This window comes from Pseudomonas hydrolytica, assembly GCF_021495345.1.
In the GTDB taxonomy this organism is placed as follows: domain Bacteria; phylum Pseudomonadota; class Gammaproteobacteria; order Pseudomonadales; family Pseudomonadaceae; genus Aquipseudomonas; species Aquipseudomonas hydrolytica.
Genome location: NZ_CP099397.1, coordinates 616448 through 630127 on the forward strand (window position 1 = coordinate 616448; position 13680 = coordinate 630127).

Sequence of the window (13680 nt, forward strand, 5' to 3'; positions counted from 1 at the left end):
TAAGTGCGCAATGTAATCCTCGTTGGCCCGATGGGAGCTGGAAAGAGCACCATCGGGCGTCTGCTTGCCAAAGAGCTGCGTTTGCCTTTCAAGGACTCCGACAAGGAGATCGAGCAGCGGACCGGTGCCGATATTCCCTGGATCTTTGATGTGGAGGGGGAGCAGGGCTTTCGTGAGCGGGAGCAGGCGGTAATCGCCGAGCTGTCGATGCAGGATGGTCTTGTGTTAGCCACTGGCGGTGGGGCGGTGATGCGTCCGGAGAATCGCCAGGCGCTGCATGCTGGAGGTCGCGTGGTGTATCTGCACACCTCGGTGGAGCAGCAGATCGACCGTACTTCACGGGATCGCAATCGCCCGCTGCTGCGTACCGCCAATCCCGCGCAAGTGCTGCGCGATCTGATGGCGGTGCGTGATCCGCTTTATCGGGAGGTCGCGGATATTGTCATCGAGACGGACGAGCGCCCGCCGCGGATGGTGGTGCAGGAAATTCTCGCGCGTCTGGAAGACTTGTCGCCCCGTTAACGGGCGTGCCGCTCTGGCGGTGCGAATGATCAGAGCCTGTACGGTAATCCCACCTCGTCAGGCGCTGTTCGCCGCTTCTTCCCAAGCGAAAGGCGACAGCTATCGCTACGCGACTGGCACGCTAAAGTCGGGCCGAACTGCGTTATCCTAGAGCCCTTTTTATCCTGGGGGCCTCATGCAGACTCTTCACGTTGAACTCGGCGAGCGCAGCTATCCGATCTATATCGGGAGCGGGCTGTTGTCGCGTCCCGAATTACTGTCTCGTCACGTCGCGGGGCGGCAGGTTGCAGTGGTCACCAATGAAACCGTCGCACCTCTTTACCTGCAAACCCTGTTGAAATCGCTGGAAGGTTTCAATGTCGCCACGGTGGTGCTGCCCGATGGCGAGGCCTTCAAGAATTGGGAAACCCTGCAACTGATCTTCGATGGCCTGCTGACGGCGCGTCATGATCGTCGCACCACGGTCGTTGCGCTCGGTGGCGGGGTAATCGGCGATATGGCCGGCTTCGCGGCTGCCTGCTATCAACGCGGCGTGGATTTCATCCAGGTGCCCACCACCCTGTTGTCGCAGGTCGATTCGTCGGTGGGGGGGAAAACCGGGATCAACCATCCGCTTGGCAAGAATATGGTGGGTGCCTTCTATCAGCCCAAGGCGGTCCTGATCGATACCGCCAGCCTCGATACGTTGCCGGCGCGCGAGCTTTCGGCCGGATTGGCCGAGGTGATCAAGTACGGCCTGATTTGCGACGAGCCGTTTCTGGGCTGGCTCGAAGCCAACATGGCTGCGCTGCGCAGCCTTGATCAGGATGCCCTGACCTATGCTATCGAACGTTCATGCGCTGCCAAGGCGCAGGTGGTCGGGGCGGATGAGCGTGAATCTGGGGTGCGTGCGACGCTGAACCTCGGTCACACCTTCGGCCACGCGATCGAGACCGAGCAGGGCTACGGCGTCTGGTTGCATGGCGAAGCGGTCGCTGCCGGTACGGTGATGGCGCTGGAAATGTCTCATCGGCTTGGCTGGATCTCCGTCGCCGAGCGCGATCGCGGCGTTCGTCTGCTGCAGGCCGCGGGATTGCCTATCGTGCCGCCGCGGGACATGACGCCGGCGCAGTTTCTTGAACATATGGCGGTAGACAAGAAGGTGCTGGATGGCCAGTTGCGCCTGGTGTTGCTCAAGCGCCTGGGGGAGGCCGTCGTTACCGCCGACTATCCGCGTGAAATTCTCGACGCCACGCTGCGTAGCGACTACGTAGCGCTGGCTCAGTCGTTCAACTCTTGAAGAGTGATCCATGACCAGTTTGCATGCTGATGAAGCTTTCCTGGCGCATTACCAGTTCAGTCACGACCCGTTCGCGCCGCGTGTTCCCGGTTTCAAGTTCTTCCCCGCCCAGCGCAAGCCGGTTCTGGGGCAGTTGCATCATCTGGCGCGCTACAGCCAGTTGTTGTTGGCGGTAGTCGGTCCGCAGGGTAGCGGCAAGACCCTGCTGCGCCAGGCGTTGGTCGCTAGCACCAACAAGCAGGCGGTGCAAAGTGTGGTGATCGCCCAGGGTGTGGCGGGTAGCGAGGCGTTGCTGCGTCAGGTGGCCCAGGGGCTTTCGGTCGCTCAGGCGGATGTGCGCTCGATTCTGACGCAGGTGGGGCAATTAGCCCTGACCGGTCAGGAGGTCTACCTGCTCATCGATGATGCCGACCAGCTGGACGATGCCGCGTTGAAAAGCGTGCTGGCATTGGCCGAGGGCGATAGTGAGGGGCGGCCGCATGTGTTTCTCTTCGCCGAGCAGGACCTGCTGAGCCGGCTGGAGGCGCTGGCCGGTGGTGAGGAGTGCTATCACGCCATCGAGCTGCAGCCCTACAGCGAGGAGGAAGCGCGCGATTACCTGGCGCAGCGCCTGGAGGGCGCCGGACAGGGCATTGACGTGCTGAGCGAGGAGCAGATCGAGGAGATTCATCTGCGCTCTCAGGGGTGGCCGGGAGGCATCAACCAGGAGGCGCGAGAGCTTTTGGTCGAGCAGATGCTGGCCCAGCGTTCGGCTGGGCGCGGTGCAGGTGGTGGATTCTCCTTGCCGAAGAAGCATCTGCTGGCATTGGCTGTGGTGCTGGTCGGCGTTGCCGCTGCCTGGTTCATGCAGGGACGTGAGTCGTCCCCTGCGCCGGTAGCCACGAATACCACGCTGCCTTTGCAGTCTTCGGCACTGGCGGTGGAGGCCGGTGAGCCGGCTCAGGCGCCTGCGACTGAAAGTCGCACGCCGGCCATCGAGTTTGCCGGTGCCAGCCAACCGCTGCCATTGCCGCTGGTGGGCGAGGCGCAGACGGTCATTCGCCAGCCTCTGGCCGAGGCCGCTGGTGAAGAGCTGGACAATTTCGAGCCGCCAGCTTCTCCTGAACGCTCGACGGTAACCCTGCCGCCTGATCCAATCCCTGCTGCACCTGCACCTGCACCTGCACCTGCACCTGCACCTGCACCTGCACCTGCCAAGCAGCCCGAACCCGCTGCTCCCAAGCCGGTCGTTGCTCCAGCTCCAGCTCCAGCGCCGGCTCCCGAGCCCAAGTCGGCGCCGGCTCAGCCAGCGGCACCGAGCAGCGCTGCCAGCAACTGGTACGCGCAGCAGCCCGGCTCTCGTTATGCGCTGCAGGTCGTGGGCTCGCGGTCGGAGTCCAATATCCAGGCGTTGGTGCGCGAAGGGGGTGGCGAGTACCGTTACTTCAAGAAGATGCACCAGGGGCAGCCGCTGTACGTCCTGACCTACGGTAGCTTCGCCACGCGTGATGCTGCTCAGGCGGCGGTGAAGACGCTGCCGGCCAAGTTGCAGGCCAACAAGCCCTGGCCGCGTACGCTGGCGAGCATCCAGCAGGAGATGAGCCGCTAAACGCTCTGCTTGGCATGACCGCCTGGTCGTTAGCACGACCTGGCGGTCTTATCCTTCGTTTTCGCGACATAAGTTTTCATTGCTTCGTCACGAAGATTTGTGACGGCATGGGTGGATATGTACAATGACCTCCCTTTTGCCTACGCAAAGCTGGCCCGTGTCCGCTTTTCATGGCTAAGCGGTTGAATTAGAAAGCAATTTGCCTGAAGTCTAGGCAGCCTGGTGAGAGTTTCCCCTATGAAAGCAGGTTTGTACCGTCCTGATGAGTTCAAGGATAACTGCGGCTTCGGCTTGATCGCCCACATGCAAGGTGAGCCTAGTCATCACCTGCTCAAGACCGCTATTGAGGCCCTCACCTGCATGACTCACCGCGGCGGTATCAACGCCGACGGCAAGACCGGTGATGGCTGCGGCCTGCTGATCCAGAAGCCCGATCAATTCCTGCGCGCCATCGCCCAGGAGCAATTCGGCGTCGAACTGCCTGCGCAATATGCCGTGGGCATGGTGTTCTTCAATCAGGATCCGGCCAAGGCCGAGGCCGCGCGCGAGAACATGAATCGCGAAATCCTGGCGGCCGGCCTGCAACTGGTGGGCTGGCGCAAGGTGCCGATCGATACCAGCGTGCTAGGCCAGCTGGCGCTGGAGCGCCTGCCGCAGATCGAGCAGGTGTTCATCGGTGGCGAGGGTCTGAGCGACCAGGAATTCGCCATCAAGCTGTTCAGCGCCCGCCGTCGTTCTTCGGTGGCCAATGCCGACGACGCCGACCACTACATCTGCAGCTTCTCGCACAAGACCATCATCTACAAAGGCCTGATGATGCCGGCGGACCTGCAGCAGTTCTACCCGGATCTGGGTGACGAGCGCCTGCAGACCGCCATCGCGGTCTTCCACCAGCGTTTCTCCACCAACACCCTGCCGAAGTGGCCGCTGGCGCAGCCCTTCCGCTTCCTCGCGCACAACGGCGAGATCAATACCATCACCGGCAACCGCAACTGGGCGCAGGCCCGTCGCACCAAGTTCGCCAACGAGCTGATCCCCGATCTCGACGAACTGGGCCCGCTGGTCAACCGTGTCGGCTCCGACTCCTCGAGCATGGACAACATGCTCGAGCTGATGGTCACCGGTGGCATCGACCTGTTCCGCGGCCTGCGCATGATCATTCCGCCGGCCTGGCAGAACGTCGAGACCATGGACGCCGACCTGCGCGCGTTCTACGAGTACAACTCCATGCACATGGAGCCCTGGGATGGCCCGGCCGGCGTGGTGCTGACCGATGGTCGCCATGCCGTGTGCCTGCTCGACCGTAACGGTCTGCGCCCGGCGCGTTGGGTCACCACCAAGAACGGCTACATCACCCTGGCCTCGGAAATCGGCGTGTGGGACTACCAGCCCGAGGACGTCATCGCCAAGGGCCGTGTCGGCCCAGGGCAGATCCTCGCCGTCGACACCGAGACCGGCCAGGTGCTCGACACCGAGTCCATCGACAGCCGCCTGAAGTCGCGCCATCCCTACAAGCTGTGGCTGCGCAAGCATGCCCAGCGCATCAAGGCGACGCTGGAAGACCGCGACCATGGTTCGCCCTTCTACGACCCGGACCAGCTCAAGCAGTACATGAAGATGTTCCAGGTCACCTTCGAGGAGCGTGACCAGGTGCTGCGTCCGCTCGGTGAGCAGGGCCAGGAAGCGGTCGGCTCCATGGGCGACGACACCCCGATGGCGGTGCTCAGCCAGCGCGTGCGCTCGCCTTACGACTACTTCCGTCAGCAGTTCGCGCAGGTCACCAACCCGCCGATCGACCCGCTGCGCGAGGCGATCGTCATGTCCCTGGAAATCTGCCTGGGCGCCGAACGCAACATCTTCAGCGAATCGCCCGAGCATGCCACCCGCGTGATCCTCAGCAGCCCGGTGATCTCGCCGGCCAAGTGGCGCGCGCTGATGAACCTGGATCGTCCGGGCTTCGACCGTCATGTCATCGATATGAACTACGACGAGTCGCTGGGCCTGGAAGCCGCCGTGCGCAACATGGCCGATCAGGCCGAGGAAGCCGTGCGCGCCGGCAAGGTGCTGCTGGTGCTGACCGATCGTCACATCGCCCCGGGCAAGCTGCCGGCGCATGCGTCGCTGGTCACCGGTGCCGTGCATCACCGCCTGGTGGAAAAGGGCCTGCGCTGCGACTGCAACATCCTGGTGGAAACCGCCACCGCGCGTGACCCGCATCACTACGCCGTGCTGCTGGGCTTCGGCGCCTCGGCGGTGTACCCGTTCCTGGCCTACGAAGTGCTGGGCGACCTGATCCGCACCGGCGAAGTGCTGGGCGATCTGTACGAAGTGTTCAAGCACTACCGCAAGGGCATTTCCAAGGGCCTGCTGAAGATCCTGTCGAAGATGGGTATCTCCACCGTCGCGTCCTATCGCGGCGCGCAGCTGTTCGAGGCCGTCGGCCTGGCCGATGAAGTCACCGAGCTGTGCTTCCGCGGCGTGGCCAGCCGCATCCAGGGCGCGCGCTTCGTCGATATCGAGAGCGAGCAGAAGCTGCTGTCCTTCGAGGCCTGGAACAACCGCAAGCCGATCCAGCAGGGCGGTCTGCTCAAGTTCGTCTACGGCGGTGAATACCACGCCTACAACCCGGACGTGGTACGCACGCTGCAGGAAGCCGTGCAACAGGGCAACTACGCCAAGTACAAGGAATACTCGACGCTGGTCGACACCCGTCCGGTGTCGATGATCCGCGACCTGCTCAAGGTCAAGGAGTCCGCCACGCCGATCAGCCTCGACGAAGTCGAGCCGCTGCAGTCGATCTTCAAGCGCTTCGACGCCGCCGGTATCTCCCTCGGCGCGCTGTCGCCGGAGGCGCACGAGGCGCTGGCCGAGGCGATGAACCGTCTGGGTGGTCGCTCCAACTCCGGTGAGGGCGGTGAAGACCCGGCCCGCTACGGCACTATCAAGAGCTCCAAGATCAAGCAGGTGGCCACCGGCCGCTTTGGCGTGACCCCGGAATACCTGGTCAACGCCGAAGTGCTGCAGATCAAGGTGGCCCAGGGCGCCAAGCCCGGTGAGGGCGGCCAGCTGCCGGGTGGCAAGGTCAACGGCCTGATCGCGCGTCTGCGTTATGCGGTACCGGGCGTGACCCTGATCTCGCCGCCGCCGCACCACGACATCTATTCGATCGAAGACCTGGCGCAGCTGATCTATGACCTCAAGCAGGTCAACCCGAAGGCGCTGGTGTCGGTCAAGCTGGTGGCGGAAGCCGGTGTCGGCACCATCGCTGCCGGTGTGGCCAAGGCCTATGCCGACCTGATCACCATTTCCGGTTACGACGGTGGCACCGGCGCGTCGCCGCTGACCTCCATCCGCTATGCCGGCGCGCCCTGGGAACTGGGCCTGGCCGAAACCCACCAGACCCTGCGCGGCAACGACCTGCGCGGCAAGGTACGGGTGCAGACCGACGGTGGTCTGAAAACCGGTCTGGACGTGATCAAGGCGGCCATCCTCGGCGCCGAGAGCTTCGGCTTCGGCACCGCGCCGATGGTCGCGCTGGGTTGCAAATACCTGCGCATCTGCCACCTGAACAACTGCGCCACTGGCGTGGCCACGCAGAACGACAAGCTGCGCAAGGATCACTTCATCGGCACCGTCGAGATGGTGATGAACTTCTTCACCTACGTCGCCGAGGAAACCCGCGAGTGGCTGGCCAAGCTGGGCGTGCGCAGCCTGGAGGAGCTGATCGGCCGTACCGATCTGCTCGAAGTGCTGCCGGGCGAAACCGCCAAGCAGGGCAACCTGGATCTGTCGCCGCTGCTGGCCAGCGCGCATATCCCGGCCGACAAGCCGCAGTTCTGCCAGGTGCCGAAGAACCCGCCGTTCGACGAAGGCCTGCTGGCCGAGAAGATGGTGGACATGGCCAAGGACGCCATCGCCGGCAAGACCGGCGGTGAGTTCGAGCTGAACATCGGTAACTGCGACCGCTCCATCGGCGCACGCATTTCCGGTGAGATCGCCCGCGTGCATGGCAACCAGGGCATGAACGACGCACCGATCACCTTCCGCTTCAAGGGCACTGCCGGTCAGAGCTTCGGCGTATGGAACGCCGGTGGTCTGAACCTGCGCCTGGAAGGCGATGCCAACGACTACGTAGGCAAGGGCATGACCGGCGGCAAGATCGTCATCACCCCGCCTGCCGGCAGCCCGTTCGCCACCGAGGACAGCGCCATCATCGGCAACACCTGTCTGTACGGCGCCACCGGCGGCAAGCTGTTCGCCACCGGTACCGCGGGCGAGCGTTTCGCCGTGCGCAACTCCGGCGCCCACGCCGTGGTGGAAGGCACGGGCGACCACTGCTGCGAGTACATGACCGGCGGTTTCGTCTGCGTGCTGGGCAAGACCGGCTACAACTTCGGCTCGGGCATGACCGGCGGCTTCGCCTATGTGCTCGATATGGACAACGGCTTCTACGACCGCGTCAACCACGAACTGGTGGAAATCCAGCGCATCAACAATGAAGCGATGGAGGCCTACCGCAGCCACCTGGAAAGCGTACTCGCCGAGTACGTCGAAGAGACCGGCAGCGAGTGGGGTCAGAACCTGCTGGAGAATCTGGACGATTACCTGCGCAAGTTCTGGCTGGTGAAACCGAAAGCGGCGAGCCTGAAGTCGCTGTTGTCCAGCACCCGTGCCAACCCGCAATAAGAATGCGCCTGAAGTGGTTTGATGAGGTAACGCAATGACTGAACGTCTGAATAACGACTTCCAGTTCATCGAAGTCGGGCGCAAAGACCCGAAGAAGAAACTGCTGCGTCAGCGCAAGAAGGAATTCGTCGAGATCTACGACAACTTCAAGCCGGCGCAGGCCGCTGACCAGGCACATCGCTGCCTGGGCTGCGGCAACCCGTATTGCGAGTGGAAGTGCCCGGTGCACAACTTCATTCCGAACTGGCTCAAGCTGGTGTCGGAAGGCAACATCCTGGCCGCCGCCGAACTCTCGCACCAGACCAACACCCTGCCGGAAGTCTGCGGCCGCGTGTGCCCGCAGGATCGTCTGTGCGAGGGGGCCTGCACCCTCAATGACGGCTTTGGCGCGGTGACCATCGGCTCGGTGGAGAAGTACATCACCGACACGGCGTTCGCCATGGGCTGGCGCCCGGACATGTCCAAGGTCAAGCCGACCGGCAAGCGCGTTGCGGTGATCGGTGCCGGCCCGGCCGGCCTGGGCTGCGCCGACGTGCTGGTGCGCAACGGCGTGACCCCGGTGGTGTTCGACAAGAACCCGGAAATCGGTGGCCTGCTGACCTTCGGCATCCCCGAGTTCAAGCTGGAAAAGACCGTGCTCAGCCGTCGCCGTGAAGTCTTCACCGGCATGGGCATCGAGTTCCGCCTGAACACCGAGATCGGCAAGGACGTGACCATGCAGCAATTGCTGGATGAGTACGATGCCGTCTTCATGGGCATGGGCACCTACACCTACATGAAGGGTGGTTTCCCGGGCGAGGACCTGCCGGGCGTCTACGACGCGCTGGATTTCCTCATTGCCAACGTCAACCGCAATCTCGGTTTCGAGAAGTCGCCAGAAGACTTCATCGACATGAAGGGCAAGCGCGTGGTGGTACTGGGCGGTGGCGACACCGCGATGGACTGCAACCGCACCTCGATCCGTCAGGGCGCCAAGGCCGTGACCTGCGCCTACCGTCGTGACGAAGAGAACATGCCCGGCTCGCGCAAGGAAGTGAAGAACGCCAAGGAAGAGGGCGTGAAGTTCCTCTTCAACCGCCAGCCCATCGCCATCGTCGGCGAAGACAAGGTGGAAGGCATCAAGGTGGTCGAGACCCGTCTCGGTGAGCCCGATGCCCGTGGCCGTCGCAGCCCCGAGCCGATCCCCGGCTCCGAGGAGATTATCCCGGCCGAAGCCGTGCTGATCGCCTTCGGGTTCCGTCCGAGCCCGGCGCCCTGGTTCGAGCAGTTCGAGATCCAGACCGACAGCCAGGGCCGCGTCGTGGCGCCCGAGCAGTCGCAGTTCAAGCACCAGACCAGCAACCCGAAGATCTTCGCCGGTGGCGACATGGTGCGTGGTTCCGACCTGGTGGTGACGGCGATCTTCGAAGGTCGTAATGCTGCCGAAGGTATCCTCGACTATCTGGGCGTCTGACTGATTCGTCGCGGCCTGCCCGCGACAAATTGACCCGATGGACAAAAGGCACGGCACCCGCCGTGCCTTTTGTTTTGCGCTCTGCGAAAATGCCCGCACTTTTTTCTAGGACTCTGCCATGACCGCCCTGAAGAACGACCGTTTCCTGCGTGCCCTGCTCAAGCAACCCGTGGATGTCACGCCGATCTGGATGATGCGCCAGGCCGGCCGCTATCTGCCGGAGTACCGCGCGACCCGGGCCAAGGCCGGCGACTTCGTGAGCCTGATGAAGAACCCGGAACTGGCCTGCGAGGTCACCATCCAGCCGCTGGACCGCTACCCGCAACTGGATGCGGCGATCCTCTTTTCCGACATCCTCACCATCCCTGATGCTATGGGCCAGGGCCTGTACTTCGAGACCGGCGAAGGCCCGCGCTTCAAGAAGGCGGTCGGCAGCCTGGCCGATATCGAGGCGCTGCCGGTGCCGGATGCCGAGAAGGACCTGGGCTACGTGATGGACGCGGTGCGTACCATCCGCCGCGAGCTGAACGGTCGTGTGCCGCTGATCGGCTTCTCCGGCAGCCCTTGGACGCTGGCCACCTACATGGTCGAAGGCGGCTCGTCGAAGGACTTCCGCAAGTCCAAGGCCATGCTCTACGACAATCCCCAGGCCATGCATGCGCTGCTCGACAAGCTGGCGCAGTCGGTCACAGCCTACCTAAACGGGCAGATTCTGGCCGGGGCGCAGGCGGTGCAGATCTTCGATTCCTGGGGCGGCGCGCTGTCGGCGGCGGCCTATCAGGAGTTCTCCCTGGCCTACATGAAGAAGATCGTCGACGGCCTGATCCGCGAGCACGACGGGCGCCGCGTGCCGGTGATCCTGTTCACCAAGGGCGGCGGTCTGTGGTTGAAGTCCATGGCCGACAGCGGCGCCGAGGCGCTGGGTCTGGACTGGACCTGCGATATCGGCAGCGCGCGTGCCCGTGTCGGTGCCAAGGTCGCCCTGCAGGGCAACATGGACCCGGCGGTGCTCTACGCCAAGCCGGAAGCGATCCGCGCCGAAGTGGCGCGCATCCTGGCCGCCTACGGCGCCGGCAGCGGCCATGTCTTCAACCTAGGCCATGGCATCACCCCGGAAGTCGACCCGGCTCACGCGGGCGCCTTCTTCGAGGCGGTGCACGAGCTGTCGGCGGCTTATCACCGCTGATCGATCACCTCACAGAGGCCGCGCGAGCGGCCTCTTCTGTGTCCGGCGGTCAGCACATGACCGAATGCCTCGCGTCTGTCACGGGCTTTGCATAGAATCCCCAGCACAGACAGCTCAGGGAGGTGTGCGATGCGACGTGTGGTGTTCAACCAGAAGGGCGGCGTAGGCAAGTCCAGCATCGCCTGCAATCTTGCAGCGGTGAGTGCGGCGCAGGGCTACCGCACCCTGCTGATCGACCTGGATGCGCAGGCCAACTCGACCCATTACCTCACCGGCCTGACCGGCGAGGAAATCCCCATGGGCATCGCCGATTTCTTCAAGCAGACCCTGTCATCCGGACCGTTCGCCAAGAAGGGCAAGGTGGATATCTACGAGACGCCCTTCGACAACCTGCACGTGGTCACCGCCACCGCCGAGCTGGCCGAGTTGCAGCCCAAGCTTGAGCAGAAGCACAAGATCAACAAGCTGCGCAAACTGCTCGACGAGCTGGCCGAGGACTACGATCACATCTACCTGGACACCCCGCCCGCGCTGAATTTCTACACGGTTTCCGCGCTGATTGCGGCAGACCGCGTGCTGATCCCCTTCGACTGCGACAGTTTCTCGCGCAATGCCCTCTATGGCCTGCTGGCCGAGATCGAAGAGCTCAAGGACGATCACAACGAGGAGCTGGAGGTGGAGGGCATCGTGGTCAACCAGTTCCAGCCGCGCGCCACCCTGCCGCAGCAGCTGCTGGATGAGCTGATCGCCGAGGGCTTGCCGGTGTTGCCGGTGAATCTAATGAGCTCGGTGAAGATGCGCGAGTCGCACCAGGCCTGTACACCGCTGATCCATCTGGATGCACGGCACAAGCTGACCCAGCAGTTCGTCGAGCTGCACGATCTGCTCAACGCCGGTTGAGAATGAAAAAGGCGCCTGGAGGCGCCTTTTCGTGTGTCGCTGGCCCTAGCGCACCACGAACACGTCGCACGGCGCCTTGTGCAGAAAATGCTGCGCCAGGCTGCCCAGCAGCGCCTGGGACAGCGCGCTGCGGCCGTGGCTGCCCAGCACCAGCAGTTCGCTGCGGCGGACTTTGATCTGTTCCTGCAGGCAACGCAGGATTCCGCCCTGGATAACCTCGTGGCTCAGTGTCGGGCCTTTCTCCGGCAGGTTCTGCGCCTCGTCCTGTAGCAGCTGGTCGATCAGGCCCTGCTGGGTCTGCAATTGCAGCTGCACTTCCTTCGGGGTGCCCTTGTCCGGTTCGAACACATGCAGTGCATGCAGCTCTGTCCCCTCCGGTAGCAAGCGATAGGCCTGGCCGAGGGCGCTGCAGGCGCACAGGGAGAAGTCGATGGCGGCCAGGGCGCGTTGATAGGGGGCGAAGTCGTTGCGCGCCACCAGCAGCAGCGGCACGGTGCAGCGCCGGGCGATGCGATCGAGGCTGGTGCCGGAGAAGAAGTCGTGACGCTGATGATGGCCGCCCAGCACCAGCAGATCACAGCCGCTGTCCTGAACCTGCTGCAGGACCACTTCGGAGGGTTTGCCGCTGAGCATGCGCAGCTCGGTGCCGGCAGGGGCGAACTGGGTGAGGCTGCGGTCCAGCGCCTGGCGTGCCTTTTCGTGTTGCTCGCTGCTCTGGCTCGGATCGAGCACATGCAGCAGGGTCAGGCGGGCGTTGTGCTGCTGGGCGAGTTGGGTGGCGCGGCACAGAGCCATGTCGGCCGTGTCACGAACATCATGGGCGATAAGGATATGGTTGAACATGGTGACGGCTCTCCTGCCGATACCAGTCGGCAATTTTATTGTGCCTGTTCAATTAGCCGTTCTTTTGACCTATGGCAAGCTCGCGGACTGTTGCCGATTGTGTGAGCGGAGCGGCAGAAGCGTTCAGCGTAGTCGCAACTGATACAAGCCGCGACTCTCTGCCACCACCTCGCCATCGACACCGGTCAGTTGCAGCTCCAGCAGGTACTCGGCCTTGCCTTCGCGCGCTGCTCGCGCCTGCAGATCGTCAATCTCCTGTGCCGACAGGCGCGCCTCGACGCGGATGTCGCCGCTGGCCGGGCGGCGAAAGCGCAGGTTCAGTTCCTTGACGATGGGGTAGAAGCGCTGCACGTCGAAGCTGGTGAGAAACAGCGCGCCGCCGGGAATTTCCGCCAGGGTGAACAGCGCCCCCGCATACATGCTGCCGATATGGTTCTGGTTGCCTTCCAGCGGCATACACAGGCGTACGAAGCCAGGTTCGAGCACTTCGGCCTGGAGCCCGCTGCGGCGGACGAAGGCGATCTGCTGTTCGGTGAGCTGGCGGGCGATTTCCACGGGCAGGGGCATGGCGGCACTCCTAGGGGGCGTACCGCCAGACTAAGGGTTGGCCGGCGCCCTGCAAGTGACCGCAGCGGCCGCTGCGAATGACCGAAGCGCTCAAGCATCCGTCGATGCTCTGGAGGCCGTCCCTGCGCTGTGCGCACCGGCACCGCGTTTATCGGCGGTGTGCATGGCGCACCCTACCCTTGGACGATGGTTACCGCGGGATGCAGGCTAGACGCCCTGCTGGCGCAGCCAGGCCAGCAGTTGCGGCAGCGGCATGGCGCCGCTCTGGCGGGCCACTTCAACGCCACCCTTGAACATGATGAGGCTGGGAATGGAGCGAATGCCGAGCTGGCCGGACAGCTGCGGGTTGGCCTCGCTGTCCAGTTTGCCCAGGCGACAGCGCCCCCGCAGCTGCGCCGCGGCCTGGGCGAAGGTCGGCGCGAAGGCCTGGCAGGGCCCGCACCAGCTGGCCCAGACATCCACCAGCAGGGGTAGGTCGCCCTTGAGCTGGCTGGCGAAGTTGCCCTGGGTCAGTTCGATGGGCGCTGCAGGCAGCACCTCGGCCTTGCAGCGCCCACAGCGCGGGGCATCGCCCAGGCGCTCGGCAGGGATGCGGTTGAGCCTGTTGCAGTGCGGGCAGGGAATCAGCAGCGGATCGGACATGAGGCGAGGCTCCG

10 protein-coding genes are annotated in these 13680 nt (G+C 63.8%); 7 read left to right on the top strand and 3 right to left on the bottom strand.

Features of this window, described 5'->3' with window-relative positions; translation table 11 throughout:
• Positions 1-3 precede the first annotated feature (3 nt).
• From aroK to L1F06_RS02935, 7 genes are all read left to right on the top strand, one after another.
• Positions 4-522 carry a shikimate kinase AroK gene (aroK, locus tag L1F06_RS02905; protein WP_003246673.1) on the top strand — a complete coding sequence of 173 codons (519 nt, stop codon included), beginning with the start codon at positions 4-6 and terminating at the stop codon, positions 520-522.
• Between the two features lie 175 nt (positions 523-697).
• Complete coding sequence (aroB, locus tag L1F06_RS02910) at positions 698-1801, top strand: 3-dehydroquinate synthase (protein ID WP_011920765.1); 1104 nt, start codon at positions 698-700, stop codon at positions 1799-1801.
• A gap of 10 nt (positions 1802-1811) precedes the next feature.
• On the top strand, positions 1812-3389 hold the full coding sequence (locus tag L1F06_RS02915) for an SPOR domain-containing protein (protein WP_129481886.1): 1578 nt from the start codon (positions 1812-1814) through the stop codon (positions 3387-3389).
• Between the two features lie 237 nt (positions 3390-3626).
• Complete coding sequence (gene gltB, locus L1F06_RS02920; RefSeq protein WP_011920767.1) at positions 3627-8075, top strand: glutamate synthase large subunit; 4449 nt, start codon at positions 3627-3629, stop codon at positions 8073-8075.
• 34 nt (positions 8076-8109) lie between these two features.
• Positions 8110-9528 (top strand): FAD-dependent oxidoreductase, encoded by a 1419-nt coding sequence (locus tag L1F06_RS02925; RefSeq protein WP_017678548.1) that lies wholly within the window; start codon positions 8110-8112, stop codon positions 9526-9528.
• A gap of 118 nt (positions 9529-9646) precedes the next feature.
• Positions 9647-10714 carry a uroporphyrinogen decarboxylase gene (gene hemE / locus L1F06_RS02930; protein WP_129481885.1) on the top strand — a complete coding sequence of 356 codons (1068 nt, stop codon included), beginning with the start codon at positions 9647-9649 and terminating at the stop codon, positions 10712-10714.
• 129 nt (positions 10715-10843) lie between these two features.
• Positions 10844-11614 carry a ParA family protein gene (locus L1F06_RS02935; RefSeq protein ID WP_129481884.1) on the top strand — a complete coding sequence of 257 codons (771 nt, stop codon included), beginning with the start codon at positions 10844-10846 and terminating at the stop codon, positions 11612-11614.
• A gap of 45 nt (positions 11615-11659) precedes the next feature.
• On the opposite strand, the gene L1F06_RS02940 is transcribed toward L1F06_RS02935, so the two are convergent.
• From L1F06_RS02940 to trxC, 3 genes are all read right to left on the bottom strand, one after another.
• On the bottom strand, positions 11660-12457 hold the full coding sequence (locus L1F06_RS02940) for a universal stress protein (protein ID WP_129481883.1): 798 nt from the start codon (positions 12455-12457) through the stop codon (positions 11660-11662).
• A gap of 123 nt (positions 12458-12580) precedes the next feature.
• Positions 12581-13024, bottom strand: coding sequence for a PaaI family thioesterase (locus L1F06_RS02945; RefSeq protein WP_129481882.1), 444 nt, complete (start codon positions 13022-13024; stop codon positions 12581-12583).
• A gap of 207 nt (positions 13025-13231) precedes the next feature.
• On the bottom strand, positions 13232-13666 hold the full coding sequence (gene trxC, locus L1F06_RS02950) for a thioredoxin TrxC (protein WP_129481881.1): 435 nt from the start codon (positions 13664-13666) through the stop codon (positions 13232-13234).
• Positions 13667-13680 lie beyond the last annotated feature (14 nt).